36 protein-coding genes are annotated in these 24,249 nt (G+C 40.1%); 11 read left to right on the top strand and 25 right to left on the bottom strand.

Annotated features, from left to right (window positions below):
* Positions 1-167 precede the first annotated feature (167 nt).
* The 22 genes from EHQ43_RS08800 to EHQ43_RS08695 form a co-directional block, all read right to left on the bottom strand.
* Entirely contained in the window at positions 168-512 is a 345-nt protein-coding gene (locus EHQ43_RS08800; RefSeq protein WP_135770860.1) for a hypothetical protein, read from the bottom strand.
* Positions 512-919 carry a phage structural protein gene (locus EHQ43_RS08795; RefSeq protein ID WP_244242719.1) on the bottom strand — a complete coding sequence of 136 codons (408 nt, stop codon included), beginning with the start codon at positions 917-919 and terminating at the stop codon, positions 512-514. Before EHQ43_RS08795 ends, EHQ43_RS08800 begins: the two co-directional genes overlap by 1 nt.
* Before the next feature lie 10 nt (positions 920-929).
* A complete protein-coding gene (locus EHQ43_RS08790; protein WP_135770858.1) occupies positions 930-2,288 on the bottom strand; it encodes a DUF3383 family protein in 1,359 nt (452 codons plus the stop codon).
* Entirely contained in the window at positions 2,288-2,872 is a 585-nt protein-coding gene (locus tag EHQ43_RS08785) for a phage neck terminator protein (RefSeq protein ID WP_135770856.1), read from the bottom strand. Before EHQ43_RS08785 ends, EHQ43_RS08790 begins: the two co-directional genes overlap by 1 nt.
* Positions 2,872-3,252, bottom strand: a complete 381-nt coding sequence (locus EHQ43_RS08780; RefSeq protein WP_135770854.1) for a hypothetical protein — start codon at positions 3,250-3,252, stop codon at positions 2,872-2,874. The genes EHQ43_RS08785 and EHQ43_RS08780 overlap by 1 nt, the downstream gene beginning before the upstream one ends.
* On the bottom strand, positions 3,249-3,911 hold the full coding sequence (locus tag EHQ43_RS08775) for a hypothetical protein (RefSeq protein WP_135770852.1): 663 nt from the start codon (positions 3,909-3,911) through the stop codon (positions 3,249-3,251). Before EHQ43_RS08775 ends, EHQ43_RS08780 begins: the two co-directional genes overlap by 4 nt.
* Positions 3,911-4,216 (bottom strand): DUF4054 domain-containing protein, encoded by a 306-nt coding sequence (locus EHQ43_RS08770; RefSeq protein ID WP_167481772.1) that lies wholly within the window; start codon positions 4,214-4,216, stop codon positions 3,911-3,913. Before EHQ43_RS08770 ends, EHQ43_RS08775 begins: the two co-directional genes overlap by 1 nt.
* 78 nt (positions 4,217-4,294) lie before the next feature.
* On the bottom strand, positions 4,295-5,260 hold the full coding sequence (locus EHQ43_RS08765) for a major capsid family protein (RefSeq protein WP_135770848.1): 966 nt from the start codon (positions 5,258-5,260) through the stop codon (positions 4,295-4,297).
* Between the two features lie 11 nt (positions 5,261-5,271).
* On the bottom strand, positions 5,272-6,267 hold the full coding sequence (locus EHQ43_RS08760; RefSeq protein ID WP_135770846.1) for a hypothetical protein: 996 nt from the start codon (positions 6,265-6,267) through the stop codon (positions 5,272-5,274).
* Positions 6,267-7,505 carry a DUF2213 domain-containing protein gene (locus tag EHQ43_RS08755; RefSeq protein ID WP_135770844.1) on the bottom strand — a complete coding sequence of 413 codons (1,239 nt, stop codon included), beginning with the start codon at positions 7,503-7,505 and terminating at the stop codon, positions 6,267-6,269. The genes EHQ43_RS08760 and EHQ43_RS08755 overlap by 1 nt, the downstream gene beginning before the upstream one ends.
* Before the next feature lie 93 nt (positions 7,506-7,598).
* On the bottom strand, positions 7,599-7,844 hold the full coding sequence (locus EHQ43_RS08750) for a hypothetical protein (RefSeq protein WP_135770842.1): 246 nt from the start codon (positions 7,842-7,844) through the stop codon (positions 7,599-7,601).
* On the bottom strand, positions 7,841-9,433 hold the full coding sequence (locus EHQ43_RS08745; RefSeq protein WP_135770840.1) for a phage minor head protein: 1,593 nt from the start codon (positions 9,431-9,433) through the stop codon (positions 7,841-7,843). The genes EHQ43_RS08750 and EHQ43_RS08745 overlap by 4 nt, the downstream gene beginning before the upstream one ends.
* A 198-nt stretch (positions 9,434-9,631) precedes the next feature.
* Positions 9,632-11,026 carry an anti-CBASS protein Acb1 family protein gene (locus EHQ43_RS08740; RefSeq protein ID WP_425269622.1) on the bottom strand — a complete coding sequence of 465 codons (1,395 nt, stop codon included), beginning with the start codon at positions 11,024-11,026 and terminating at the stop codon, positions 9,632-9,634.
* A complete protein-coding gene (locus EHQ43_RS08735; RefSeq protein WP_135770838.1) occupies positions 11,020-11,754 on the bottom strand; it encodes a hypothetical protein in 735 nt (244 codons plus the stop codon). The genes EHQ43_RS08740 and EHQ43_RS08735 overlap by 7 nt, the downstream gene beginning before the upstream one ends.
* Complete coding sequence (locus EHQ43_RS08730; RefSeq protein WP_135770836.1) at positions 11,751-12,470, bottom strand: terminase large subunit domain-containing protein; 720 nt, start codon at positions 12,468-12,470, stop codon at positions 11,751-11,753. Before EHQ43_RS08730 ends, EHQ43_RS08735 begins: the two co-directional genes overlap by 4 nt.
* Positions 12,454-13,017 carry a hypothetical protein gene (locus EHQ43_RS08725; protein ID WP_135770834.1) on the bottom strand — a complete coding sequence of 188 codons (564 nt, stop codon included), beginning with the start codon at positions 13,015-13,017 and terminating at the stop codon, positions 12,454-12,456. The genes EHQ43_RS08730 and EHQ43_RS08725 overlap by 17 nt, the downstream gene beginning before the upstream one ends.
* The gene (locus tag EHQ43_RS08720) at positions 13,017-13,367 is read right to left on the bottom strand and encodes a hypothetical protein (RefSeq protein ID WP_135770833.1); all 351 of its coding nucleotides are present in this window, start codon (positions 13,365-13,367) and stop codon (positions 13,017-13,019) included. The genes EHQ43_RS08725 and EHQ43_RS08720 overlap by 1 nt, the downstream gene beginning before the upstream one ends.
* Positions 13,364-13,648 carry a hypothetical protein gene (locus EHQ43_RS08715; RefSeq protein ID WP_135770831.1) on the bottom strand — a complete coding sequence of 95 codons (285 nt, stop codon included), beginning with the start codon at positions 13,646-13,648 and terminating at the stop codon, positions 13,364-13,366. Before EHQ43_RS08715 ends, EHQ43_RS08720 begins: the two co-directional genes overlap by 4 nt.
* The gene (locus tag EHQ43_RS08710; protein ID WP_135770828.1) at positions 13,645-14,334 is read right to left on the bottom strand and encodes a hypothetical protein; all 690 of its coding nucleotides are present in this window, start codon (positions 14,332-14,334) and stop codon (positions 13,645-13,647) included. The genes EHQ43_RS08715 and EHQ43_RS08710 overlap by 4 nt, the downstream gene beginning before the upstream one ends.
* 1 nt (position 14,335) lies before the next feature.
* Positions 14,336-14,560: a hypothetical protein gene (locus EHQ43_RS08705; RefSeq protein WP_135770826.1), complete on the bottom strand. Its 225-nt coding sequence runs from the start codon at positions 14,558-14,560 to the stop codon at positions 14,336-14,338.
* Entirely contained in the window at positions 14,560-15,291 is a 732-nt protein-coding gene (locus EHQ43_RS08700) for an SGNH/GDSL hydrolase family protein (protein WP_135770824.1), read from the bottom strand. The genes EHQ43_RS08705 and EHQ43_RS08700 overlap by 1 nt, the downstream gene beginning before the upstream one ends.
* A 44-nt stretch (positions 15,292-15,335) precedes the next feature.
* Positions 15,336-15,692, bottom strand: a complete 357-nt coding sequence (locus EHQ43_RS08695; RefSeq protein WP_244242717.1) for a helix-turn-helix domain-containing protein — start codon at positions 15,690-15,692, stop codon at positions 15,336-15,338.
* Positions 15,693-15,764: 72 nt separating this feature from the next.
* Between EHQ43_RS08695 and EHQ43_RS08690 the strand changes: the two genes are divergently transcribed.
* Positions 15,765-16,535, top strand: a complete 771-nt coding sequence (locus EHQ43_RS08690) for an MORN repeat-containing protein (RefSeq protein WP_167481771.1) — start codon at positions 15,765-15,767, stop codon at positions 16,533-16,535.
* A gap of 479 nt (positions 16,536-17,014) precedes the next feature.
* On the opposite strand, the gene EHQ43_RS08685 is transcribed toward EHQ43_RS08690, so the two are convergent.
* The 3 genes from EHQ43_RS08685 to EHQ43_RS08675 all read right to left on the bottom strand — a co-directional run bounded on the left by EHQ43_RS08685 (position 17,015) and on the right by EHQ43_RS08675 (position 18,373).
* The gene (locus EHQ43_RS08685) at positions 17,015-17,536 is read right to left on the bottom strand and encodes a hypothetical protein (RefSeq protein WP_135770820.1); all 522 of its coding nucleotides are present in this window, start codon (positions 17,534-17,536) and stop codon (positions 17,015-17,017) included.
* Between the two features lie 8 nt (positions 17,537-17,544).
* Entirely contained in the window at positions 17,545-17,751 is a 207-nt protein-coding gene (locus EHQ43_RS08680; protein ID WP_135770819.1) for a hypothetical protein, read from the bottom strand.
* 196 nt (positions 17,752-17,947) lie between these two features.
* Complete coding sequence (locus tag EHQ43_RS08675) at positions 17,948-18,373, bottom strand: helix-turn-helix domain-containing protein (protein ID WP_135770817.1); 426 nt, start codon at positions 18,371-18,373, stop codon at positions 17,948-17,950.
* Between the two features lie 123 nt (positions 18,374-18,496).
* Between EHQ43_RS08675 and EHQ43_RS08670 the strand changes: the two genes are divergently transcribed.
* From EHQ43_RS08670 to EHQ43_RS08625, 10 genes are read left to right on the top strand one after another with little or no spacing between them, the layout of a single operon-like run.
* Positions 18,497-18,706 carry a hypothetical protein gene (locus EHQ43_RS08670; RefSeq protein WP_135770815.1) on the top strand — a complete coding sequence of 70 codons (210 nt, stop codon included), beginning with the start codon at positions 18,497-18,499 and terminating at the stop codon, positions 18,704-18,706.
* The gene (locus EHQ43_RS08665; protein WP_135770814.1) at positions 18,706-19,026 is read left to right on the top strand and encodes a hypothetical protein; all 321 of its coding nucleotides are present in this window, start codon (positions 18,706-18,708) and stop codon (positions 19,024-19,026) included. Before EHQ43_RS08670 ends, EHQ43_RS08665 begins: the two co-directional genes overlap by 1 nt.
* The gene (locus EHQ43_RS08660; protein ID WP_135770812.1) at positions 19,023-19,259 is read left to right on the top strand and encodes a hypothetical protein; all 237 of its coding nucleotides are present in this window, start codon (positions 19,023-19,025) and stop codon (positions 19,257-19,259) included. The genes EHQ43_RS08665 and EHQ43_RS08660 overlap by 4 nt, the downstream gene beginning before the upstream one ends.
* Complete coding sequence (locus EHQ43_RS08655; RefSeq protein WP_135770810.1) at positions 19,259-19,528, top strand: hypothetical protein; 270 nt, start codon at positions 19,259-19,261, stop codon at positions 19,526-19,528. Before EHQ43_RS08660 ends, EHQ43_RS08655 begins: the two co-directional genes overlap by 1 nt.
* Positions 19,525-19,785, top strand: coding sequence for a hypothetical protein (locus EHQ43_RS08650; protein WP_135770808.1), 261 nt, complete (start codon positions 19,525-19,527; stop codon positions 19,783-19,785). The genes EHQ43_RS08655 and EHQ43_RS08650 overlap by 4 nt, the downstream gene beginning before the upstream one ends.
* Positions 19,782-20,252, top strand: coding sequence for a hypothetical protein (locus EHQ43_RS08645; protein ID WP_135770807.1), 471 nt, complete (start codon positions 19,782-19,784; stop codon positions 20,250-20,252). Before EHQ43_RS08650 ends, EHQ43_RS08645 begins: the two co-directional genes overlap by 4 nt.
* The gene (locus EHQ43_RS08640; protein WP_244242716.1) at positions 20,242-20,625 is read left to right on the top strand and encodes a helix-turn-helix domain-containing protein; all 384 of its coding nucleotides are present in this window, start codon (positions 20,242-20,244) and stop codon (positions 20,623-20,625) included. Before EHQ43_RS08645 ends, EHQ43_RS08640 begins: the two co-directional genes overlap by 11 nt.
* Positions 20,603-21,475, top strand: coding sequence for a hypothetical protein (locus EHQ43_RS08635; RefSeq protein ID WP_135770805.1), 873 nt, complete (start codon positions 20,603-20,605; stop codon positions 21,473-21,475). Before EHQ43_RS08640 ends, EHQ43_RS08635 begins: the two co-directional genes overlap by 23 nt.
* Entirely contained in the window at positions 21,476-23,188 is a 1,713-nt protein-coding gene (locus EHQ43_RS08630; RefSeq protein WP_135770803.1) for a DDE-type integrase/transposase/recombinase, read from the top strand. It abuts the gene before it with no gap.
* Positions 23,185-24,222 carry an ATP-binding protein gene (locus tag EHQ43_RS08625; RefSeq protein ID WP_135770801.1) on the top strand — a complete coding sequence of 346 codons (1,038 nt, stop codon included), beginning with the start codon at positions 23,185-23,187 and terminating at the stop codon, positions 24,220-24,222. The genes EHQ43_RS08630 and EHQ43_RS08625 overlap by 4 nt, the downstream gene beginning before the upstream one ends.
* Positions 24,223-24,249: the final 27 nt, after the last annotated feature.

Here is a 24,249-nt window from a genome sequence, read left to right as displayed (position 1 = left end):
CTAAAAAAACTCGATGCCATAAATTTGGCATCGAATCGATTTCAGATTGTGAAAAGGAACTTACTCCTAATATGAACGGTTGCCAGTAAGAACGATTCTTCTTGTACAACTCATAAACATATTTTTGAAATTTCTCTGGACTTGGGCTTCGATCAAATAACGAAAACTTATCGGTCCAACTTCCCACCAAGAAACCGATGGGCCGTCTTAGACCAAACCTCCGACGCATAAGGATGAAGTGAATCGAAGTTTGGTTTGCTATGTGTTCCCATTGGGAAAACACAATACTCAAAGAAGTTATCCATCAAATCTCCATTGGAGATTTTTTCAGTCAAACTTACACCTCGCCATTCATCGGCTTTCCGATTGCCTGGATGTTCCAATCGATAATCAAGACCATCGATGAAAGTGATTTCCGCTTTGCGACCGTCGGGTGTGATTTTTTTCAGAATCGGATTTTTAGGAAAAGCTTTTTCATTTTTCTCTTCTGTTGTAGTTTTTTGATCGCTCATTATGTGTATGCTCCGTTGTAATCTAATGCTAGAAATACCCAAGTTTTATCTTTGTATTCCTTTCCTCTTTCTGAAACCGCCGGTGTCATCACATAACATTTTTCAGAAAATCCAATCTCACCACCATCTGACTTGTCCTTCCATAAAATAGGGAATGGAATCCCTGCTTTTGCGAGTAAGTCAAACTTTGCATTGGAAGGTGAATCTCCGAGAAGAACGATTGTTATCTTCGCTCTATTGTCATAGAATTTCGATACGTTTGCTTCCCCTTTGACACCAGACTGAGAAGAAATAAGATCAGCAGTCATACGTTCAACTTTGTAATGATTGTCTGTCGCAAATCCAACAACTTCATTTAAAGCAACTGATACCGAATGTTTTTTTGGGTCCCATAATCCGTTTGGCATTTAATTCTCCTTAAGTAAATACGCCGTCGATATCCATTTCATTGATAGCACCAACCAATCTGGCACTAAACTTGATGGAAGGAAAGATGCGGTTGTTTCTTTCGTTATCTGGTATTTCCGCGATTGATTCTGGAAGGAATATCTTGTATTGATAGGCTCCCATGTCTGACCTTACTAGATCTGCTTCACTTTCGACTGGTGCGATTTTGCCTTGTTTGGCGGCAGAATCCATTCTCGTTCTCATTGTGGATTCAACTTTGTCTACATCGGTCAAAGTGTATCCAATTCGTCTGTTGTTTAAGAAAACAGCAGATACATCTTCTTGCAAACGAGCCTCTAACCAATCTTTCAAATCGATTATATCAGCCCATGAACCACCAGTTGTTTTGCCTTTCCAAAAAACTTGAAAGCCACTGAACATAGCGATCACATTTCCACGATCCTCAAGGATCGAAGAGACTTGTGAATTGGTAAATCCGGAATTGGTCACGCCGGACAATCGAAGATACGCATAGTTGAAAGTTCCTGGCTCAAGTGCAACTGTAGCACCTAGCAAACGTGCATCGGCATGATTGTTCAAATCCGTATGAAGAATCAAAAGTTCACGATCCTGATTTCTTCCAACGAGGATTGTTAAGTCATTAGTCAAACCGAAGTATCGTTTGCGAATCGAAGCCATATAATTCGAATTCAAAATGATTTCTGATTTTGTATTCGTAGTCCCGATCACCTTGTACCAAGAATTTTTACCTGAATTCCTGAGAGCTGCAATTTCGGTTTCGATAGCAGACCAAGCTGTGAGCAAATAGACTGCCAATTTTCCTGGAGCATCCGGCTGTTCAAAAAACGCCTGTGCTTTTTTGTAAGCGACATCTGAACTTAAAAATCCAAGTGCCAAAAGATCATCGGCCTCTAGGATTTCCATGTAACGTTCATAAGTAAGAGGCGTAGAAGCTACGGCAACAAGTGCCGTGTTACCACTTGTTCCTTCCAGTTGAATAGTTACTAGTGCCGCAACCTCTGCGACCGCCTCTGCCGCAGTCTTTACTGCCGAAGCCGTTGAAGTTGCTGTTCCAGATCCATTGGTTGCCAGGTTGACTGTGATTATGTGTGGAGCTTCCGACGTGCCTGAGCCTGTCAAAGCCACTGAGAGAGCAGTGTTATTTCCAGAAACTACGTAAACAACATTGATGAAAACGGGTCCACCAGTCTTTGCTTTCCAAATCAGTCCCGACTCACCGCTCAGGAGCTTTGCGAAATACAATGGAGCTTTGGTGTCCAAAAGTAAGGCCAAATCAAAGTTTGCTTGTGCGACGGCCGTGTTCGCCAAACTGATATTTACTACAATTGGTTCAATGACTGATTGCATTAAGTTTCCTCATCCTGAATTTGAATAGAATCGCTATTAGGTGGTTGCATCAGAGGTATTTCTGATTCTTTGGTTCTATAAAAACTGAAGTTCAAATCGAACCCAGCTTTGTAATCGTATCGAGCATTATCGAAAACAACGGTGCGATCTTCAACGGCATCGCTGATTAATGTCGGAGTGATTCCTTTGGATTCACAGAAGGCCATACCTTCTTCTGAATCAAAGTATTCCATGGCAAAATCTGCGAGAGCGATTGCAGTAGCCAAAGATTTTTCATGTAAAATAGAAAAGGAAATGAATGCAGAGGCTCGCTTCTTCTCTGTTCGTTTGAATTTTTCAGAATCAATTTCTCCACCGACTACGATGTCTTCATCCAAATGGAATGAACTTTTTGTTGGCATCCTTTTGATGCTTCCGAGTCGATAGGTTCCGTATGGATACGATGGTCGATCTGCAACCTGATCCACTCGATCAATGGCAAGGCTCACGGCTTCCTCAACAGGTGTTCCCTTAATTCGTGCAAACTCCTTCCCGAGTTCGGTGCCTAGATGCGTAAATATTTCTGTGATCTCTTTGGTAATCATTAGGAAGTCCTTGGTGGAGTTTGAGGGATTTTCTTTTTGCAAACATAGCGAAGATAACCGGCTTCTTCGGTCATATCCTTTATGTCTTTCACAACAAAGTAAGTGGTTTTGTACAAGAACTCATCGCCTTGCTTTATATCGAACAAAGATTCTTCTGTTATTAGTTGGAAGAAGTTTCTATCTTCTGTCGTATAATCTCCATCAGCCGACAATTGAAACTGTCTTGATGATACGCTGGTTGTTGGCCAAATTAAATCATGTCGAACGGCAATGCTATCATGCCATTCTCCATTGTCATCTTTCGCTTTAGGTCCTTTTACAAAAAGGGAAACATTCTTTCTATGTGGAAGAAGTGATTGTGCAAGTGAAGAGAGGATCATGCGATACCACCTGACACGGAATAGATTTCTCCATCAATGGAATAGGATATGGCTTGAAAGAGCCGAAGTGAATCACGAAGAGGCCCCGAACCTTTCTTGAGCTTGAGAGTCAGAGGTGAGTTGGGTGCCAAAGCAGGATCGTTGTCTACAATCCGATTTCTAATTTCCGCAACCATTCGAAGTCCGATTCGATGGAGAATTTGGATTGCTTCAATTTTTCCTGCAAAATAATCTTCAATCGCAAATTGAGCTTCTTCTCGAATAGCATCCAATACAGATGTCTGTTCGAATGTTTCTCGTAGGAAACTTCTCTCTGGAATGATTACTTGTTTCACGAGAGCAAAGATTGGTTCAATGTTTGTTCCAGCGACTCGCGCGAGAACACCACCGGCTTCGCCTTTAGATCCTTTTTTTCGGATTAACTTTAAATCTCCGAAGGCTTTTGGCGATTTTCCCTTTGCTTCCGGAACAAGTGGAATCGCTAAGAACTTTCCTTTTTTAGGTTTGATGATCGCTCCAAATTCATTGGCGGCTGCTATCTTAATAAAGTCAGAATCCACGTTCCCAAGGATTCCAACATACACTGATTTGGTTTCGACCATTCGAAGTCCATTTATCAAATCAGATATGCTTCCAATGTCTTTCACGTTGCCTGGCATTAGCATATCCTTCCTTTGAATCCATTTACTTCGTGTAGTTTACGTTTATATAGATCCAAGTAGGTTTCCTTGGATCCTGGAATGAATGCAGTATCAAATGATCTTGAAATACCATCAGCTGATTCTGATGTTACTGCCTTTGGAATGATTCCCATTGTTTCAAGTAGGTGCGCTGTGAAGTATCTTTGCAATTCTGCAAATCTTGCGTGAGTAACAGAAACACCACCGGAGAATACCGAACCTTCTGCATCATCAAGATAAATCTGCAAAGTTTCATCACTTACACTTTGCACTTTTTCTTTCAAGAAAGCTCTTAGATGTCCTACGGTTGATATCCCCACGATGGTGTTTCCTAAAACCTATTTACTTTAAATTTGGTTCGCTTAAACGGCCTTAGACGAGCCAGTTCTTATCACGATTCCTTTTGGTTGGTAAACATAGATACCACCAACTTTTTCGTGACATTTGATTTTCATCTCACCACGATATTCATCCCAAGGTGTTTGAACTACTTCGAGATCACGAGCGATCATAAGTTCAGCTACATCAGCAGAATCATCGAAAAGACAAAATCCACCTACCTTCGTACTGCCATCTAAGAATCCAGAATTTTGAGGTGTGATATCTTGAGAGCGAATGAAACCCTTTGGGAAAACCAATTCTTGGTGAGTCAATAACCACTGCATAATAGTGATGGTTGTCGATTCAGAATAAGGATTTAAAAGATGGAGAAAATCTTCATCAGAGATGAGAATCCCTGCGGCCTTAAATTTTCCCGTGCCTTCCAATTGTTTCTTAGCATCGATGATATCCTTTAGGATTGCCTGCGGAGTTTTGGTTGCAAAAAGTCTTGCATCTGTATTCGCGCCAGCTACAGGTTCTTTTGCGACACCAGGCCAATTCAATAACCCTGGTTGAATTACTTTACCTGCCTTTACAAATCCTTTGATTCCAAGTTTATTCTCCGATTCCGCAATGAACCTACGTGCAGCATCGAGCCTTTTTTCTTGCACTGGATATTCAGAGCCTTTCCCTGATTGGCGACGGGCATCTGCCGCTTCCAAATCATCCTCTGTGATTCGAATCGCATCTCGAATTTTAAATAGAACTCCTTTCTGTGAACCTACTGATTCACCTACGAAAGGAATGTTATCTGAATCAGCACCTGATTCTACAATTTGAGCAGACCCAGTATCTTGAACATTCTCAACTTCAAAAGTATGAGCATATGTGGGAGTCTCGTTGTTGATTGAGAAGATACTTCTTAGCACCAATTCGTTCTTACGTGGAGTAAGAATTCGTTTTTGGATGTAATTAAAATCTTCTTTTCTAAATAATGCTCTTGCCATTTTCTTTTTCCTTATACGTCGAGTGTGAGTTCGTAGAAACCAGAGGATAAGTCTAGTTCCGCGGCACCTGTTTCTTGCTGAGAACCGAATTTGACTCCCTTGATAACGGCAGTCACATTTGGAATTGCAGTTTTTCTAAATTGACCTGCAATGTTTGCCCCATCAGTAACAAGGCGAATGCGAACTGTATCAAGTTCCTTAGTTGCTTCTTCACAAGGGACAAAAACGTTTCCCTTATTTATGAAGGTTGCGAGTTGGGAATCGAGATAAGCACCATTCTCCAAGTCACCTGCGGCACTGGATTGAGCGGCAACACCATCGAATCTCAAGTCAGCAATGCTTTTAGTTAAAGGAGCTTCGGCTTGTGCAACGACTGCATTTGCACCCGTTCCCAAAAGTTCTACAGCGATGATTGCGTTTATTTCAGCATTAGCCTCTAAAGCAGTTTTAACGAGAGAAGCTGTAGATGTGATTTGTGCAGATTCGTTTGTTGCCGTACTAACAGTGATCACGTAAGGATCATCTTGTGTTCCTTCACCTTCTAAAGTAAGGGCGAGAGATGCGTTATTTGTTCCAGGATTGACAATGGCAAACCTTACCCAAGTAGCGATTGCTTTAGTTATCAACCGTAAGCCAGCGTTACCAGATCCGGATTCTAATTTATCAGGGACAGCATCAGCACCTACAACGGAGATGCCCTCACCATCTGCAACGAGAGCGACACCAAATCCAAAAGGAACTCGACCGATAGCAACTTTGCCACCTACTCGATATAAGCTTGCAGAGTCTCTCGCAACTGTTCCAAATAGTCCGGCTTTCTCATTGTATAGTCCGCCGTCTGGCATCACTCCACTGATTGCAAGAGTAACTCCTGAAAACAAGCCTACTAAATCGCTTTTTTGAAACGGTATATATTGACCAAGACTTTCAGGTGCAATATAAAAACACGAAATTCCAATCAATGAACAGATAAGAATTGAAATTAGAAAAATGAGATTTCGTTTCATTAAACTTTCTCCCTTGTGTGAGATAATTGAAGGCGATCTTGTTTGATTTTAGCAATCTCTTGATCGGCATCGAGATTCGCTTGCGTTTGATTACCAGACGTTTTTATTCCGGTTCTCAATGCGGCGTTTGTTCGCGCCAATTCCATGGCTGCTTGAAAGTGAGCATCTAGTTTTACATCATCAAAGGAATCAAGTTTGACTCCTTCCGCAGGAGGTAGAATCTTTGTTACTACGAGAAGTTTCAATTCTCTTTCAGATAAAGAATCCGTCTTTGCTTCCGGATCAACAGAGCGAACCGAATCAATGAGAGAAAGTCTTCGACGTGCAATGGAATCTTGCGTGGCAGGAGAAAGAGCCTGTTCCAAGATTGCTCTTGTTGCATTCAAAGTTTCTTCTAAAAGTTTTACTTGATCTTGCAGGGCTTTGATAAGAACACTATCGTTGTTCATCGGAGCAGCAGTGGGAGCAGGAGGAATTTCATCCTTCTTTGGTTCCTGCGGAGTTGGAACAGCCGGCTCTTGCGTTTGTTTTGTGGGATCTTCGGTAGCACCATCGGCACTATCCAATTTCACGCCAACACTCTTTAAGAAAGCTTCGGCCTTAGCCAAAAATTCTGGTTTCTTCATTCGTTGGTTTTCCTTATCGTTTGAATCGATACGTATGGCAATGTTAAGGTCTGGATTTGCATGATCTAGATAGGCTCTCACCTCTGAACCTGCACGTCCTTTCGTAACATGGGCCACATGGTTAAATCGAATATTCGTTTGGCGAACATCATACGGCTGTCCCTTATACTCTCCGGGTGTATCGTCGATTTTACATCGAGAACCTACACTGACTTCGAGCTTCTCACCCCTGAGAAGTGAAGCTTTCAACTCCTCATCCCAAACTGTTTCGTTGCCCCAAAGGATTTCTCCTTCGCCGACTTCGATAGAATCACCTAGCGCACCTTTTGCAAAACGAGTCGCATTGGCAGTGGTTAGGAGTCCTTGGTTTTCAGTTACTGGAGGGTGATCATCTGTGGCAGGAATGCCGCGAGCAGAAGCAATGGCTTCCTCAGAAAATAAATCTTCCGGGAGTTTCGCTTCACGTCTGATGGATCCGTTCAGATGGTAATAAGGAAAAACACCAGCGCGAGCGAAAGCAACGCGGAACCTGAGAAATTGCTCTTTCTCAGTGGAGCTAACGAGCTCTATCGTGGCACTATCATATCGAATCGCATCTGGTGATGTTCTCATCTAAATCAATTCTACAATTGATTCGATTTAGAACCAAGGCTTGCTTAGGCTAAGATGAGAGTAGGTTTCGAGTCAGGAAAAATTTTGGAAAAATCAAAGGTTAGAAGTATTGGAATTTTCAGAATTAATTTTGTTTCGAATTTCAAGATCAACTTCCATTTGTCCAAGCTCTGCGAGATTCCAATCGACAAATTCGGCGGCTTCGGTCTCTCCCATTTTCATCATGAACATGATCGATGCGATCATCTGGTTACGGGAAATTTCGGACTCTCCAAATTTATGATAGATCCGACGTAACTCATCGTCAGTTAATGATTCTTTAATTTCAGTAGGACTCATTTTAGAATTCCATGTTCATTAAATATTTTATCCAAAACTTGTTCAACCTTTTTAAAATCGTCATCATCCCAATAATGCGAAACAAAATTCATTTTTTCTTTTTTGCGAATTTGGCGAAGTAGCTCACTTGATCCCAATTTTCGAGCAATATACATTTCGTGAGATCTAGCAAAAAATTCTTCAGTGCTCAGGAGGTAAGGAATTTTATCTCTCAATGCCTTTGACAATTCTATAATTTCGCCATCACGCATAATCATTCCAGTTCTGTATGCCATTTTCAATCGATCATAAAGTTTGGTTCCTACTACTGCCGTTTTGAAACTCGCAAGTGCCGCAGATTGAGAACCATAGACACCGATTGGACCCATCAATTGATAGTCTATCAAATGGCCAAACTCATGGAGGAATGTTGATTGAATTACGTCTCCAAAATTTGAAGAAGGATTCAAAGCAATCACCGAACTTTCTGGATCGTAGTAGCCCACGACATTCTTCTTTTGGAATTTCGGAGCCATTGTATTTACTTTGAATGGAGTAAGAGAGGAAGGCACTTTATAAATTGCTGAAAGATCATTTATGGATTGATTTACTTTCGGAACGAAGAGTTCTTTCGAATTGACTTGTACTTTTGCAACAAGTGAATCAGAAAGGTTTGGTTCTCTGGATTGAACTTGTATCGAAGGTTGAGAAGCATTATTTACTTTGTTTTCTTTTGGACCACGTGCCGGCTCAGCCCAACAGCGACAACCCCATTCATCACCTGGTTTTGTTCTCACAAGACCCAAACCTTTTCGATTTAAAAAAGGTAGTTCATCCCAAGTGAAATATTTATCTTGAAGGTCTGAATGAGTATCTCGGACTCTAGAATCTTTTTGTGTTTTCCAATAAAATCCTGGAAAGCCTGCGGAAGTTTGGCGGATCTTTGTTTGTTCTGCAAAGAAGTTTTTCGCCTGATCCTTTGCCCAAAACTCTGCTCTCGACTGAGAGACATCTGTTGTCTCAGAAATTTTCTTAGCAATGTCTTGGTAAGAAGTTCCGTTTCGAATTCCCTCTTCAATTTGCGATTGCACATCAGCAAAATGGGATTTGAATGCACTCGATGCAATCTTCCGATTCTTGTTGATTGTTTCGTTCACCCGGTTCCATATCACAGGCGACTCATTTGTTGGTAAACTCACCGCCGGAACTCGAAATTGGGAGCGATCACCACCACTCACTCCAGCTCTCGGCGGACTTCCCATCAATTCGTTTTGACTTTGGATGAGCGCACCTGTTTTGTCACGAGTCCAAGCATCGATTTGGTGGATGTTCCGTTTGATTTGGGATTCAAATTTTGGTCTCGGAGGGAAATCTCCATACTCATCTCGAAGTTCAAAAAGAGATTTAAGTAAATCAGAGACGTCATGTTTCACTTCAGTCTGATTTTGTCCCTGAGAAGCGATAGTATCGAGACGTGGATCGGTGTTTGGGTTCTCGCGAATGTATTTTTTAGCAATGCTGAGGAACTTTCGATTCAACTCGGAGGCAAAAATGGCAAATTCTTCCCGAAATAACTCTCCATATTGCTGTTCCAATGCCAACGGATACATGAATTTACCCTTTTTTTGTTGTTTCGAGACATAATGGTCTTAAATGGATATCCCGAATGCCTCTAAAAACCCAGGAAAGGTGTTTAGTTTTGTTTAGTAATTCAAAACCCATACCTTTGCTACCCCCCAACCTTAAAACGGCGGAAAAGGGCATTTCCTGCGTTTTTTGAAAATCTCGAAAACGGCCATTTTTCATTGTTAAACGGTTTGTGAGGGTTCAGGAGTTCCAAACTGAAGTCCGTTGTTACTTTCGGAAGTGTAATCAGAGAATTTTTCCATCTGTGGGAACCTCATTTGTTTCGTTGAGTCAGCACCTAGCACGCCTGTCGTGATATAAATCTGATCAGCTTGCGCATTTTTCAAATAAGTGTCGGCCTCAGAGTTTGGAGTCGCTTTGTACAGAGGTTTAAATTTGAATTCCCAATCGAGTGCCTTGTAGTTTCCACCGAGAAGTTGATAAATTTCACCTTGTGTGGATCGAATTTCTAATTCTATGAATCTGTTGATGATTGGTCGAACCTCAAGTTCACGAAACGTATGGACCATCTCATTGTAACTGATATCATCTCCATCTGATCCTCCGCCAATGTTGATGACCGATTGAGTTTTTCCTAAAATTTTTGATTTTGGAATTTTCGAAAGACCGGATAATACTTCGAAAACGAAATTGAGAAGGCTATCCAAATTGGAATCGGAGATACCAGTGTTGCCAAGCCTCTCAAGAGATTCTTTTTCTCCTAACATCGCTGTTGATTGAGTTGAAAGAGTCCTTCGCATCAATCGAAGGTAGTCCATCATCTGCTGTGGAGAGGAATCAATTTTATCTGTTTTCAAAACTTTGACTGCGAGTTCGAATAACACCGACGTGACAGACCAGAGAGCGGTATCGATAGCCATGATACCGTCATAGATTTTTTCCAAAACGGATACACCGCGCATGTTATCCCATACCCAACTGTTTACAAGCCAATGAAATCTTGTTGGATCAAGCGTGGTTCCACCGATGGAAATGGATGGTTCATGCCAGAGACTGGAAAGAGGATCATAGGATAGCCTGTTCACAGAATATCGATCCGGTTCAATGACATTTATGAATTGTAATTTTCGAATCGTATCAGGCATTTTTAACGCAAGCTGAGAATCTGTTTGCGGAAGATCAGCAAGGATTCCCCAAAACAAAAGGGAACCATTGGAATGAAGTCTTGAGTTTCGAATATGCTCTCGAACTCGACTCATGAGTTTCATTTCTTCCATTCGGTTTAGAAGGATCCGTGAGATTCCTAATGTCTTTTCACCAGTCGCCAAATTATCTTTATCACGATTGGTTTGTAGGTCGATTCCTTCGCGAGTGGCATCATCTGCCACAGAGTCGATGATGTTTGCAATGAAACCGTTGGACTCATAATACTTCCGAGCTTCCGATGGAAAAAATCTTGTAGGATTGGGTGCCGTGTCTCGGAGTTTATCCCTTCCTAAAATTCCTTTCCCTGTCCCAGTATGAATGAGAGTGTCAAGTCTAGATTCCATCTCACTGGTGGATAAAGAAACACCTGCTTCCCGATTTTGTTTTTTGTTTTTAGATCTTCTCACCAATCACCTCCGAGAAGTAAGTCGAAAAAGTTCATTCTGTTTTTCATGGATTTTGCTTTGATTCCAAAGCCGAGAATCTTTATGAGACATGCCAATGTATCCGGCGCATCATCATGTTTTACGAGTTCAGTATATCTTAGAATCTGTTTGATAAATTCCGAACTTACGGAATGACTGAATCTGATTTTCGGCCAATTCAACTTCACATAGTTTTCTATTCGAAATTCTTTTGAATCAGAAGAGTAATGCGGCTTCACTCGGAGTCCACGATTCTCCAATTCAATGATCAGTGCATCTTGGCCTTGGTTGATTTCCACATGAAGAAGTTCAATCCCAGATTGATGGTAGAGTTTTTCCACTCGATCATAAGTAGAGCGAAGATCCGATCTCCATATCTCTCCTTTCTTTAAAAAGAAAAGATCTTCGTGAACATTGCCTGCACCAAAGCCATTGAAGTCCTTCTTCTTGGATTCCTTTTTGAATGCCGGGTCCCACCAACCAATCATTTTAAGATCATCAGGTGGCTCGGAGAAAAATGGATCAACAAACCAAGTTCCAACGGTGTCCATCGGGATTTGTTGGTAAATTCCGCTAAACCGTTTCTCGTTGTACAGCGCTCGAATTTTTTGCAGTCTTTCAATTGGATATCTTTCTGGCCAAAGAGCATTCCCTTGCTCATCTATGGCAGGCAATCGTAAAACTTTCCAATCACCAAACGTTTCGAGTTTCATTCTTCGTCCTTATCCTCTCCGAGGAGTCGGCCTGTTAGATCGTTTCGTGTCCAACGAGTGTGAACGATTAAAACTCTTGCATCAGGAGCCAAACGAGCTTCCGCAACACTGAGATAATTCTCCCAGATTTTTTCGTTCATCGTTTCCGATGTTGCTTCTTCCATGTTTTTGTATGGATCATCAATGATAAGAAGGCCTGCACCTTCTCCTGTTAGTCCACCAGAGAGACCGGCACCAATCACAACACCACCGGCAGTAGTTTGCCAATCACTCCTGGCCCTGACATCATCTCGAACAGCTACATCAGGGAAGACTGCGGAAAATGCAGGAGCCTCAATTCGGTCACGAATCCAACCCGTAAATCGTTCTGCTTTTTTATTGGAATAAGATGCGATGATGACTTCCGTTTCAGGATGTTTTCCTAAATACCAAGTTGGAAAAATACGAGTGCAAATTTGTGACTTACCATGTCTCGGTGGCAAATTTAAGATCGCTCGAAGGATCTTTCCTTTTTCCATATCTTCTAACAAGTCGATGATCGTTTTAATATGCTTAGGCGATTGGAAATTAGGATCTATATATCTGGCAAATGCGAGTAAAGATTTTTGCCCAAACTCTTTTCCATAATGAATCCGATCCTCTTTTTTGATTTTAGAGAATCGTTTTGTTCCTTCTTCCGAAAGCTGTTGGTAGATATTTTTATCTATCGGTAACATTTTTTATCGTTGGAGTGTTAGCGGAGGAAACGTTGATAAAATCATCTCGAATGATTTTGTTTATTTCATCCCAATGTTTTTCGATGACAACTGACACAGGTTTGCATTTCATAAGGGCGTTGAAAAAAGATTGGATCAACATCATCGGAGAAACTTTCGAATCTTCCATATCCGAAAGTTTGGTTTCGAATTCTGCCAATGTCTTAAAAGCATAGGCGGCACCTTCGAGAGTCTTGATACCCGGAGCATTCGCCGAAATCATCGATTCATAAATTGTATCGATGATTTTTTTGGTTCGTGACCTTATCTCAACCAAACGATTTTCAGCAACCACCTCGATATGACTCTCTGCTTTCTGAGTTACAACCTTCCTTCGATCTTCCCAAGTCATTCCAATGGAGTCTTTTTTTGTAGCCCAAGTTTGAACTGACTTAGCTGTTGTGCGTGTTCCAAATTCAGATCGCAATGTTATAGCAATCGAATTGAAAGATTCGCCTCCAATAAGATAAAGAAAGAACGCTCTCTCTCGAATGATTTCTGGTGTCATCAATACCTCTTCAAAAGCAAGGGACCAACAAAATACAAAAGAGCTCCGAAAATAATAATGCCAACTAACCAATGAAAAAAATCAATCTGTCCTGCTTTATAACTCAAGTCCTGAATAACTTCTTGGCTCTCGCCTGATTGTTTTCCTGTGACTTGGATCAAGTCAGCGGCTCTTTCCAATTCATTCGCAGTTTCAATTTCTTCTTTCGAAGCATTAGGTTTTTCTCGAATCGATTTTGCTTTTTCTTTTAAGGAATCTGCATAGGCTTTAGTAGCAGGCTCCGAGATCGGAAGACTGCTACATCTAATCGAAACAAATAACAAAATCAAAATAGAATATACGATCTTCATTCTTGGATTTGATCTTGGAATTTTTTGGCTTTTTTATTGTCTAGCCAACGATTGATAAGTGGAATGAAAATGAATCCAGCAAGACCTGCCAAAATGATTTCATTTGTTTTTCCGAGAAAGCTTCCTTGGAAAAGTGCAAATGTAGTTTCAAACTTTGGATAATGTTGGCCTGCAAATATCATAACGACAGACAGGAGCCTCCAAAAATCATTTTTAGAAACCATGGGCCGTTTGAGTTTTTCAATCTCTGCTTTTAATCTTGAAATTTCTTCTTCGCTCATGTTACTTTTTTCCTCACGTAGCCAAATAATCGCGGTTTATCGTCTGGAGAATTCATCATCATCTTCCAATTGTTCATGTCGTATCGAACATTGTGTCCATCGTGGTTGATATACTTCGTCAAACAGTCTCCAAAGGGATCATCGCAGATCCATGCAATGACTTTGCCTTCATCGTTTAAAACGTATCCCTTGATGATGATAAGGTGGCCCCGGCCCGATGGATACCAAGAGCGAATCCAGATGGAACAAATGACAACGAAGCCTGCATCAATTTGTTCTTTAATTTTTTGTTCATTATTTTTTGCTTTCTGATAAACGAATTCATATTCTGAATCTTTCAGATAGAATTCATTGAAGACTCGCTTGTGAGCTTCCCAAAAAAAACGAGTTTCGTTTGTTTTAAGGTGATCGATGACATTGATTTTATAAGTCAGTTCATCGATGACGGTGGAAATGATTCCTGCATTTTTTAGGCAACCTGCAAACATGGAACCAGATGAAATGAAACATTCTGTAACTCGGTCAAAAAGTTCCTGTTCTCGTTCGTCCATCTCAGAAACAGGAAAGAGTTTTTTCTTTGTTTCGTAATTCCACACCCAGCCATCAATCACTTGGATTGCGAGTGCGTTGTCCCTTTGGGTTAAATAGTCGGAAGCATGTTTCGCAGTAAGCAATTTTGGAATCATTTTAGTGTCCTTCTTGCTTCCTTTGCAAAAGTGTTTTAACATCCAGGCGGACTTCTTCCATGACCTTACCCAAAGCAAACATTTGGGTTTCGAGTACTACGATTCTAACTTCGTGATCTCGATACATCGTTAAGTATTGAAAAACAAAAGAGATTCCAAGACTCATCACATAAAGAAAATCCTTCACACTGAAATCCTTCGAAAGGGATTTTACAATTTCAGTCATTACAGTAAAACCCCACATTGATTCCAAATCAGGTTCTTTATGCAGAAGGCAGGTCCTTGGTTTGGATGGATTGTATCTAACATTTCTGATGCGAGAAGAGGATTGGAAAAGCAAGGATCTGGATCGATCCAACAAGCATCGGGAGAGTGAGCTCGCATTTGATATGCGATTGACTTACGTTCTGCGTTTGCATAGTCAACGAAGGTTCGGTGAACTTCTACATATGTAATTTTTGAATGGGGAAAATGTGATTTGAGTGAGTTATGAAAATCTACAAACGTTTCTATGATCAGAGCATTTGAAACTTTTTTTAAGATGTCGTTACCTCCGGCTGTGGAGATGACAATGTTTTCCGGAATGGATCTAATTGATTTTTTGAAACGTGATCTGTAATCGCAAAGCGTATCACCTGGAGTTGCATTGTTCTGAGTCGTTTTCGGATCTATGAAGTTTGGAAACTCAGAATAAAAGGAGGCTGTAGAGTCGCCCAAGAAAACATTTTTGTAGGGCTTTAAATCTGTGATGAACCTTTCTGCAAATCCGCCACTGACATAGACTTGATTGAGTTGGTAGGAGGTTTGGCAAGAGGCAAATTCGTAAACTGAATCGTTCTGGAACAGGATGATTCCAAGAATAAGAAGATCGTTTTCTTTATTTTTATCTGAGGGAGTCGAGCAAAGGCTGAATAAAAATACTAGGAGAAAAAATGAAAATAATTTAGCTAGTCTCATAAGAAACTAGCTTATCAAATGTTAAAGTTTAATCCTAGACCGTCTCAAGCGGATTTACGTTTGAGTTTCGAAACCTTCTTAGATGATTCCTTAGCATCAAGCTCGGCATCATAATTTTCGTAAAAACACTTCTGAAAAAATTCATTCACCCCTTTTCGAGAGTACAAAATATTAGTTTTCGTTAGCATCCAATATTTACCTAACTTTCCTTCACGCCGGTAAGTAGTCACGGTCCGATCAGCGCACTTTAAAAGTTCCGCAACTTGTGCACAGGTCATAGTTTCTTCGGGATCAATAGGAATCGCATCATTAGAGCTTTGAGGATCCTTTTCTTTTTTTACCAATCGAAGTGGTTCCTTTGCAAACAAAGAACCTTCAAATGTATGTCCAGATTTTTCCATGGGGACATACATTTTTATAGTTTTACGCTTGTCAAGTGGGAAAGCAAAACGAACTTTTTGGTAGAGGTTTGTATGATTGAAATTATAAGAAAAAGTTTGTTGGTTTCCGTTTTCATTTTAGTGTACGGAACTATACATGGAGACGAATCGAAAGGCAGTTGCTTAGAAGGAGATTGTAAATCAGGTAAAGGAAAATTTGGAACCACTGAGCATTACATTGAAGGTACTTTTAAAAATGGAAAACTAGATCGAACAAAAGAAATTAAAGAAACTTTCGATGATGGATCAATTTATGAAGGTTTTTACAATGCCGAGGCAGAGAAGCACGGAAAAGGAAAATACATTTACATTCCAGATCGAGGCGAATCCTTCTGTACTTTCATTGGAACATTCAAAAATGATAAATTTCATGGGAATGGTTCAGTGAAATGTGAAAACGGATTCGAATATTCGGGTAATTGGAAAGATGGAAAAAAAGATTATACCGTTACTCCAGATTTTATCGCAAGATCACTCAAGAAGCCAGAAAAATGGAGAGAGGCAAAAACCAGCGGAACATTCTGGCTAAAACAATTGCGTGAAGAAAACGAACTTATTCAGAAAATAGCTGAATGGGATGAAGAAATTGATTTTGAAAACTTTTTTGTGGCAGAAGTTCTGTTCGACAAAAAGGAGTTTCTTGGAACTAGATTTTTTCTTATCATTCCAAAGTCTCTTGAATCAAAATTTGACAAAATAGCCCAGAATCAAAAGCCCATTTTATCGATTTCAGGTGTAGCACTCGGAGTAGCGGTAGAAGGAAGCGATTCTTATCCTCTGATTCAAGTTGAAAGTTTGAAATAACTCTCAAAGTCTCAAAAACTCAAAATTTTTTCGAACTCCATTACTAATATAATATAGAGCCTTTGCTTTCTCGAAAGAGAAAAAACCAACCAAAGGCAATGGAGTTTCAAATGAATAAGAAGATTCTTTTCTCAGCTCGTTTGCGATTTTTGTTTCGGATCCAATTTAGATTTATTGCATCCCAATCCAAAAAAAAGTTTAAAATGAAATAAAATCTCTGCCTGGAGTCCGGAATTCAGGCAGAAGAATTTTAGAATAAGCTACTTTTTAATCGCCAAATTTGTCCCATTCTTAATATACTATACAGATGACGGTATATATAAAAATCGGAGAAATACATGGATGTTGTGGATTACGAAGATCTTGAAAATTTGATCTTTGAATATAAAGTGAAAGAGAAGCTAAGATGGTTTTTGAAAGATTATCGAGAAGGTAAGGAACCGATGGAAATCTTAATCCATCGGTATTCGCAGGAGATTTTAAATTGTTCCAGTAGGTGAAAGGAATGACTTATATTTCAGAAGATATTGCTCTTCCATTCGATACAAATCTAGTGAAAACGTCTTTGGTGTCCACTCTCCTTGATTTAAAGTCGAGAGCATTTGAAGAATTTCTCTCTCAGGAAAATCAAATATTTTCAGTTTATCCTCGTGTTCTGAAAACACTCTGGAAAAGGCTATACGTATCGCGAAAAATCCGTTGGCAACAGTTTCAAAAGGATTTGTCTCTACACCTTCTAATATTATTAAGGGCTTTTTTTCCATAATAGCCAGTGCGGTGTTTGCACCAACTTTGTGACGGTCTGCTCTTTTTTTTTCCTCTTGAGAAACCCATCTACTAGCATGCCACGAGTCAATTCTTGCAAAATGAAGATCTAAAGTGCTTTCCAGTAGCTGGCTGTCTAATGAAATTACATCTCTTCGAAATCTGCCGATCTCGTAAAATCTCTCAAGCTCTTGCTCTATAAAAAGTTTTCTATTTCTTCTCTGAAAATCAGTCACCAGAAAATTTACTTTTTACCTCGATATCCATCATTTAACGACTGAATAGCTCTGGCAAATGAATCATCAAATTTTCCCTCTAACGCACGCATTGCCTTAGACCATTTTTCATGAGATGTTTCTGACTCAGAATTTTTGTCTTCGTATGTATTTAACGCTTCAAGTATATGGGATCGATTGAATTTCTTCTCGTTCCAATTTGTAGATACAGTCAAGTGGCTTCTCCGATTTGTTCTTCCCGAACATAGTCTTAACTTTCAATTTTCGCTTAGGGTGCCGAAAAGGATTCAGCCAGTGATCGGCCAAGATTCACACTTACGACCAAGTTTTATGCACTGCCAATTTATTCGTCAATTTTTTAAAATTACACGACACAAAAATGTAAGCTAACCCGTCAAACTCTTTCCAATCCTACTTCCCCATTCCTTCCAGATACGCCTCCAAACGCTCCAGATCCTTCGTGGAGAGGCCTAGAAGCTTCCCCAGTAAACTCTTTACCTTCCCGTGGGTTTTGCGAGGCTCCTGTTTCAAATTCTGAATAAATTCAAAAACATCCATGTTCTGATGCAGGTAAACGTTAACTTGCCTAAATTCTTCCGATTCCTTTTCATCCAAAATCGTCGATTCATGTTTGAACATTTCCCCTTCACCCGTAAGTAGCCATAGAGGATTCACATTACCATTTTTTGCAAGGTTTGTAAGGAAATCTGATCCTGGAGTAGCACCTCCCAGAATTCTACTGACCGATGCCTGTGTTATATTGCCTAATTCTGCAACCTTCGTTTGATTCCAATTTGCAATTTCCATTAGTTTATTAAGGCGTTCAGGGATACTCATTTTTTTATACGTTTACGAATATTTTTATTTGACAGAATATACGTAAACGTATATGGTCATTCTTACTGTGATTTAACCTACGGAGAGCATCGGCTCTCTGTTCTAGTAAATCAAGGAGAAAAAATGATTCTTGCAAATGCAGATGAATGCAAAAAGAGCATTCGGAAACTCGGTTTCAACTTCAAAGAATTTAGTGAAGAAGCTGGCATCGAATATCCTTACCTAATCAAAGCTTTGAATGGTGACTTCGTACCTCCAACAGTTCGAAGTGCATTTGATAAATTCAAAATTCCTTACAAAGCAAAACCTCACAACAAGAGAAACGCTGCGTGATGGAAACTTCCGTACAAGACGTAGCAAAGCTACCGCCGAAACTCTTTACAATTTTGGAGCCGGAGACTCGATCCGAAATTGATCAGGCTATCCACTACTGCGAGAGCAATCAATGGAAACCTACAGTTAAAGTTGAGCATAACAGGCTCATCGCATTAGAAGCAATGGGTATGCTTTCGGGATCGAAAGAGCCCTATTTGAAAATTACTCTAACGGGGCATCCTGATAAATTTTTGTTTGCTCATTTTTGGGTCGTTCGTTTCCACCTCGATCGAGTGGAGCTTGCGATCAAATATCTTGCTCGGAGCATCCAACAATGACTCGTGGCGAAGAGCTTGAATTGAAAACGGAAGATCTCGCAAAACGACTGTGTATCGGAGATTCAATCAAACGAATCCCGTTTATCCACAAGCTCATTGTTCGCATTGCATTCTATGAACTCTATCTCGAATCCGAAGAGCTCGATGCAAGGTTCAAGCTTTGGATCAGCAAACGACATGATGAAGACCGTAGAGACCGCGGTCTTCCAAAAGCAAGATTGGAGTGGAGATAATGAGAAGAAGCAAACAAGACTTAGTCAAATCACAATTCATTGTCGATATGGTTGCGACTCAAAAGTATAAAGCCAATCGATTGGCAGAAGCCTTTGAGAGATGTTGGGCGAAGGTTCCGGAAGGTCTTCGAAAAAAGCTCAACTCATCTGAGTTAGCAGGTTATATCAAAACCCATGTAGTTCCCTCTGTCTCTATGCCAGTAATTGAAGTGGCAAAAGAATACGGGATCAGAATAAAAAACACCCACACAAAGGAATTTCACGCATGAAAAAGTCATCCATTGATCACGATTTTGGGCTTTCTCCTTCCCTGCGGGAGGAGAAAGATCTCCCGCAGGATTTTTTTCCCTGCATCCATGCCCAAATTGTACTTTCGTTTATGAATTCAGGACTTAGTGACGCAAGCCTAGCGGATGATTTCCGATGCCACAAAACAACGGATACATTCCAACTCGGACTTTGCAAACCTTGCGCAACGAAGTATGTGCAAAAATCCATTCCACTCATTGATGGGGTGCGGCAATGACGATTTTGGAAGTTATAAAATTTTTTCTAAAATACTCTGACCTTAGTTTCCGTCCGGCCCATGTCGCAAATCTCCTAGTGAAACCTGAGAAAACGATTTATCGGTGTTTGGGAATCCTTTCTAGGGAAAGCATCCTTTGCGAAAGCCACGGTCTGTACTGGCTTCACCAGTCAGCTACGGTCAAACCAGGCATTCCACCAAAGAAAGGTTGCCCAATCATCCTTGCCATTCTTCTAACCCTTCTCACAGGACAGGCGTTTAACGAATCAGAACTCGAAGCCCTTTTCCAAAGGAAACTGACAAGAGCAATTAACAAATTAGGAAAAGCCAATTTGATCAACCGAACAAGTCCGGAGCCGTTATTTCCAAACACTCCAAAATCGATTTGGCTTGAAGTAAACTACAGCCTCCCGATCGGCAGGTCTCAATTTTCAAGAAATAGAATGGGGGAATTGTATGGAAAATAACAAAGATTCTCACATCTGTCCGAACTGTGGACACTCTTGGTATAATAAAGACAATTCTTTATTATACCAAGCGAAGCTTGCCCGTGGCAGAAGGCTTCCGTCCGAACTTATTAGAAGAGCCAAAATTAAAGAAGGCAAAAATACTCTTCGGGCAATAGCGAAAGCTTACGGAATACACCAGAGTCATCTATCGGCAGTGATTTCAGGAAAAAGGAACACCAAACACCTAATAGAAATTCTTGAATCCGAATACAGAATGTCGATCAGCGAACTCAGAGAAATAGTCTCTGAGAAAAACAAAACCCTAGATGAAGCGGTTGCAATTTATAAAAATCAAAAAGAGGAATTAGATGAAAGTCAAATCAGAATTTAACGAATACGAAAAAGAGTTAGGTGAAACGGCACCTGCAATCATCGAAACTGAACAAGCGGTTTTAGATGAGAATTTCGATGCATCAAACTTAACCAAAGAGCAAAGAGTCCAATTAGCTACGCTCTATGCGACTCAAATCAAAATAAGTACGTTCCAAATGGCACTTGCCTTAGCATCCATCAGACGAATGGAACTATATAAAGAGCTTGGCTTTGAATCCTTTTTTGAATTTGCAAAAGTTGAATGCAATATTTCAAAGGATCGTGCTCTTGAGTTAGTTGATGCAATTTCTGAGTTTGGCGCTGGCGATAAAATCAAACAATTGATGGATGCGTCACCAAGCAAGTTTCTCCAAGTTTCCAAAGAGATTCGTAAAAAGAAATTGAACGGAGAGGTGCTAGTCCTCTCGACAGGTGAAGAGATTTCTGCAACCGAATATTTGGAAGAGAGAATTTCCGAAGAACTTGCAGAGCTACGCAAGAAAAACAAAGCCCTAAACCGTGAATTGGAAAATACCAAATCGGATGTGGCGAATTCTGATAAACAAATCAAAACTCTAAAAGATCGAATCAAAGCGAAAGATAATGATTTAGAAAATCTTAAACAAGCCAAAGGCCTCGATCCGCTTAAAATCCAATCGATCAAAGAGCAAAGAGAAATAGAGCGTTTGATTGATGATCAAAACAATTCGATAGTCACTGCTCTCAAAAACCTAACCGAAATTCCAGAGGAAGTAAGAAACAATTCTCTTGGAATTTATGTGATGCGTTCTATTGCCACATTGGAAGTTTCACTCAAAGCATTGAAAGTTGATTGGGGTGGTCACATCATAAATGAGGTTGCGCAGTAGATGGCTCGTTCCTTCAACAAAGACTTGTTTCACGAATCCTATCTCGCTTGGAAGTTAGCAACTTCCAAGCGCATGAAAGGTGAAATGATTAAATCTATGATGAAAATCTTTGGCCTAAGTAAGGACGCTTTGTATCGTAGAATCAATCGATATGAATCAGGAGAAGATTTATCGGTTATCTCTGGAGAAACAAAAAAGAAAACCGCCTCAAAACTAACAGACTCTAGGTTGCAAGGAAGATTGAAAGATATCAATATTATTGCCGCAAATAAATTTGCAAATCTCTCAGGAAAAAACCCAAGACCTATTCCGACAGAACTTGCCATTCAAATTGCAAAAAACAAAGGCGAAATTGATTACCATTGGACAGTATCAACAGCAGATCGATGGCTAAAACGCATAGGATGCACTGCTGTTGAGATGAACGCACCTACCGCGGCTTTAAAATGGAAAGAGCCTTATTCGAATAGCACATGGATGTTCGATGCTTCAGTATTCAACAGATATTATTTGAATCCAGCAGAAGGAAAAATCAAAAAACGCGCTTTCCTCGATATCAAAGACGAAGAGTCAGGTATGGAGAAAGACAAGCTCGTAAAGATTTGGTTATACGCCTGTGTTGATGTTTATTCCAAAGTCTTTTTTTTGAAAGCTTACGGAGGACAACCAATCACATCCGGCGCAAAACATAGAGGTGAGAATGCGACTGATTATCTAGATTTTTTCAAGTATTGCTTCTTAGAAAAGGAAGATCTACGAATGCCAGTCTTTGGAATTCCCGAACTCGTTTATAGCGATAAAGGTTCAGGGATCATGGCGACAAAAAATGTATTACTCCGACTCGGTGTGCAGAATGTAAAAACTCACTTACCAGGAAATCCGAGAGCAAAAGGTGCAGTGGAAAGAAGAATCGGGGTATTCAAAACTAACATTGAACCTGCATTAGATGGAATCCAATTCGAAACCATTGATGATCTCAATGAATTCTTACATGAATACTGCGTTCACCAAAATCAAGTATCTGGTCGATATGATCTTTGGATAGAAGGCACAAACTTAAAACCAGTTAAAATCATCAGCGAACAAAACTTCTATGATGCAATGGTTTCATTTGACACGCGAGTCGTTGATAACTATGGATGTGTCTCTTATAGAGGTCGTCAATATGGTGTAGCAATGGATCTTTGCGGACAAAAAGTTACTCTTTTTCGTGATAGCTCTGGCGAGATTGTAGCCGAAGACTCATTGGGTAACACGTATATTTGCGATTCTCGTGGTGCCCGTGAAATCTCTGGTGCTACGGGATATACTATTCAAAATCCAAGCGATGCGTTTAAAAAAACAGATCGGATGCGAAGTAGAGAAGAAGTTAGAGAACAAGCAAAAGAAGCCAAAAAAACTAAAACAATTCAGGATATCCTAAATTATTCAACTAACCTCCGTTATTTTCCTGCCAGATCTGTTCCTGTTGAAGTACGACCAACGATTGCTCCAAAAGAAATTCCTTCCGCAGAGGAAGCATGGAGCTTTATTGAACGTCGATTATTGATCAATAGACTTGATCTTCCAAAGGAAATGAAGGAAGCGATTGATAGTGTCTTCAATTTGAAAGTTAAGGTTCGTGGCTTCATCCCTGACACAGAAGTATATGAAATGCATAATATAATTAATAAATATTTGCAAACAAAAGAATTAGAAGAAGGAATCCAATGAACCCAAATTTCGTAGATACAAACTACACCAATCGAGTGATCAGATCCGTTCGTGAATCAGTAAATGAAAATGCCTGGCTCGCTGTTATTGGGCAAGTCGGTGCAGGAAAAACAACTCTCTTTGAAAAGTTAAAACACTTCTACAAAGACCATCCATCAAAATTTACTGTGATTGATTTACAACGTTCCTTTGAATCGTTCTCAATTTCGATCAATTTCATTATGAAAATGATGATCCAAGAATTGGCACCAGATGCTTCCATCCCCGGAAATGCTCATGCAAAACTGGCGATTTTAAAAGAGCTTCTTTTATCAGAATCTGCAAAAAGAAAGAAGATCATTTTGATGTTAGATGAAGCGCAAGTTCTAAAACTGTCTCTTCTCCGGGACTTAAAAAAGATCCATGAGATCAGTTCACCTACACAATCCAATTTGTTTTCGATCATAATGTTCGGAAAAAATGAAGGCCCTTGGATAAAATCACTCCGTGGTAACGAAATTGGCCTTCGAGTTCGAAAGACTATGCTCGAAACTTTGAAACGTTCCGAGGTATTGGACTTTGCCAATCGAGCATTTAGCCTAGTTTGGGAGTCCGGAGATAAAGGAGAAAAGGCAAAGCAAATTTTCCTTAAGCACGTCGGAGACAATTCGCCTCTTGTTATACGTGATCAAATTTCTAAGCTCAAAAGAAATCCAATATATGCTGAAACAATCACTCGCTCCAATCCAAATGGTGTAATCACATACGAACTTTCTAAATCGGTTTTCCCTCAATCGATAAGTGACATCACAAAGAAAAACGGTATAACACTGTCGATGGTTGGTAGGCGTTTCCAAGAGATGACAGGAAAGCCTATTTCGAAAACGACCATTTCCAACGTTTTAACAGGAGATGCGAACGCAAGCAAGATCGATAGCACTACATCATCTACCATTTTAGATGCGACACTTGAAATCATTCGAGAAAGAGGAAAATCCGAAACCGATTTCAGTTCAGCGCAAAGCTTAGTCCACGACTTAGCGATGGGCCAATAAACAATGCGATTTTTTTAAAACTAAAAC

Origin of the sequence: Leptospira bouyouniensis (assembly GCF_004769525.1) — a bacterium.
Classification (GTDB): Bacteria; Spirochaetota; Leptospiria; order Leptospirales; family Leptospiraceae; genus Leptospira_A; species Leptospira_A bouyouniensis.
The sequence above is the reverse complement of the archived record's forward strand: the minus strand, read 5'-3'. Positions and strand labels throughout refer to the sequence as shown.

Coding starts and splice junctions, on each gene's coding strand:
- EHQ43_RS08780 (WP_135770854.1), bottom strand. CDS start 3,252: ATGATCCTCTCTTCACTTGCACAATCACTTCTTCCACATAGAAAGAAT.
- EHQ43_RS08790 (WP_135770858.1), bottom strand. CDS start 2,288: ATGCAATCAGTCATTGAACCAATTGTAGTAAATATCAGTTTGGCGAAC.
- EHQ43_RS08735 (WP_135770838.1), bottom strand. CDS start 11,754: ATGAAACTCGAAACGTTTGGTGATTGGAAAGTTTTACGATTGCCTGCC.
- EHQ43_RS08650 (WP_135770808.1), top strand. CDS start 19,525: ATGAAAAAGTCATCCATTGATCACGATTTTGGGCTTTCTCCTTCCCTG.
- EHQ43_RS08785 (WP_135770856.1), bottom strand. CDS start 2,872: ATGATTACCAAAGAGATCACAGAAATATTTACGCATCTAGGCACCGAA.
- EHQ43_RS08640 (WP_244242716.1), top strand. CDS start 20,242: ATGGAAAATAACAAAGATTCTCACATCTGTCCGAACTGTGGACACTCT.
- EHQ43_RS08750 (WP_135770842.1), bottom strand. CDS start 7,844: ATGAGTCCTACTGAAATTAAAGAATCATTAACTGACGATGAGTTACGT.
- EHQ43_RS08760 (WP_135770846.1), bottom strand. CDS start 6,267: ATGAAACGAAATCTCATTTTTCTAATTTCAATTCTTATCTGTTCATTG.
- EHQ43_RS08625 (WP_135770801.1), top strand. CDS start 23,185: ATGAACCCAAATTTCGTAGATACAAACTACACCAATCGAGTGATCAGA.
- EHQ43_RS08800 (WP_135770860.1), bottom strand. CDS start 512: ATGAGCGATCAAAAAACTACAACAGAAGAGAAAAATGAAAAAGCTTTT.
- EHQ43_RS08695 (WP_244242717.1), bottom strand. CDS start 15,692: ATGGAAAAATCTGGACATACATTTGAAGGTTCTTTGTTTGCAAAGGAA.
- EHQ43_RS08635 (WP_135770805.1), top strand. CDS start 20,603: ATGAAAGTCAAATCAGAATTTAACGAATACGAAAAAGAGTTAGGTGAA.
- EHQ43_RS08675 (WP_135770817.1), bottom strand. CDS start 18,373: ATGAGTATCCCTGAACGCCTTAATAAACTAATGGAAATTGCAAATTGG.
- EHQ43_RS08745 (WP_135770840.1), bottom strand. CDS start 9,433: ATGTATCCGTTGGCATTGGAACAGCAATATGGAGAGTTATTTCGGGAA.
- EHQ43_RS08630 (WP_135770803.1), top strand. CDS start 21,476: ATGGCTCGTTCCTTCAACAAAGACTTGTTTCACGAATCCTATCTCGCT.
- EHQ43_RS08765 (WP_135770848.1), bottom strand. CDS start 5,260: ATGGCAAGAGCATTATTTAGAAAAGAAGATTTTAATTACATCCAAAAA.
- EHQ43_RS08730 (WP_135770836.1), bottom strand. CDS start 12,470: ATGTTACCGATAGATAAAAATATCTACCAACAGCTTTCGGAAGAAGGA.
- EHQ43_RS08700 (WP_135770824.1), bottom strand. CDS start 15,291: ATGAGACTAGCTAAATTATTTTCATTTTTTCTCCTAGTATTTTTATTC.
- EHQ43_RS08795 (WP_244242719.1), bottom strand. CDS start 919: ATGCCAAACGGATTATGGGACCCAAAAAAACATTCGGTATCAGTTGCT.
- EHQ43_RS08670 (WP_135770815.1), top strand. CDS start 18,497: ATGATTCTTGCAAATGCAGATGAATGCAAAAAGAGCATTCGGAAACTC.
- EHQ43_RS08775 (WP_135770852.1), bottom strand. CDS start 3,911: ATGCCAGGCAACGTGAAAGACATTGGAAGCATATCTGATTTGATAAAT.
- EHQ43_RS08705 (WP_135770826.1), bottom strand. CDS start 14,560: ATGACTGAAATTGTAAAATCCCTTTCGAAGGATTTCAGTGTGAAGGAT.
- EHQ43_RS08655 (WP_135770810.1), top strand. CDS start 19,259: ATGAGAAGAAGCAAACAAGACTTAGTCAAATCACAATTCATTGTCGAT.
- EHQ43_RS08720 (WP_135770833.1), bottom strand. CDS start 13,367: ATGAAGATCGTATATTCTATTTTGATTTTGTTATTTGTTTCGATTAGA.
- EHQ43_RS08710 (WP_135770828.1), bottom strand. CDS start 14,334: ATGATTCCAAAATTGCTTACTGCGAAACATGCTTCCGACTATTTAACC.
- EHQ43_RS08755 (WP_135770844.1), bottom strand. CDS start 7,505: ATGAGAACATCACCAGATGCGATTCGATATGATAGTGCCACGATAGAG.
- EHQ43_RS08645 (WP_135770807.1), top strand. CDS start 19,782: ATGACGATTTTGGAAGTTATAAAATTTTTTCTAAAATACTCTGACCTT.
- EHQ43_RS08690 (WP_167481771.1), top strand. CDS start 15,765: ATGATTGAAATTATAAGAAAAAGTTTGTTGGTTTCCGTTTTCATTTTA.
- EHQ43_RS08660 (WP_135770812.1), top strand. CDS start 19,023: ATGACTCGTGGCGAAGAGCTTGAATTGAAAACGGAAGATCTCGCAAAA.
- EHQ43_RS08715 (WP_135770831.1), bottom strand. CDS start 13,648: ATGAGCGAAGAAGAAATTTCAAGATTAAAAGCAGAGATTGAAAAACTC.
- EHQ43_RS08665 (WP_135770814.1), top strand. CDS start 18,706: ATGGAAACTTCCGTACAAGACGTAGCAAAGCTACCGCCGAAACTCTTT.
- EHQ43_RS08725 (WP_135770834.1), bottom strand. CDS start 13,017: ATGACACCAGAAATCATTCGAGAGAGAGCGTTCTTTCTTTATCTTATT.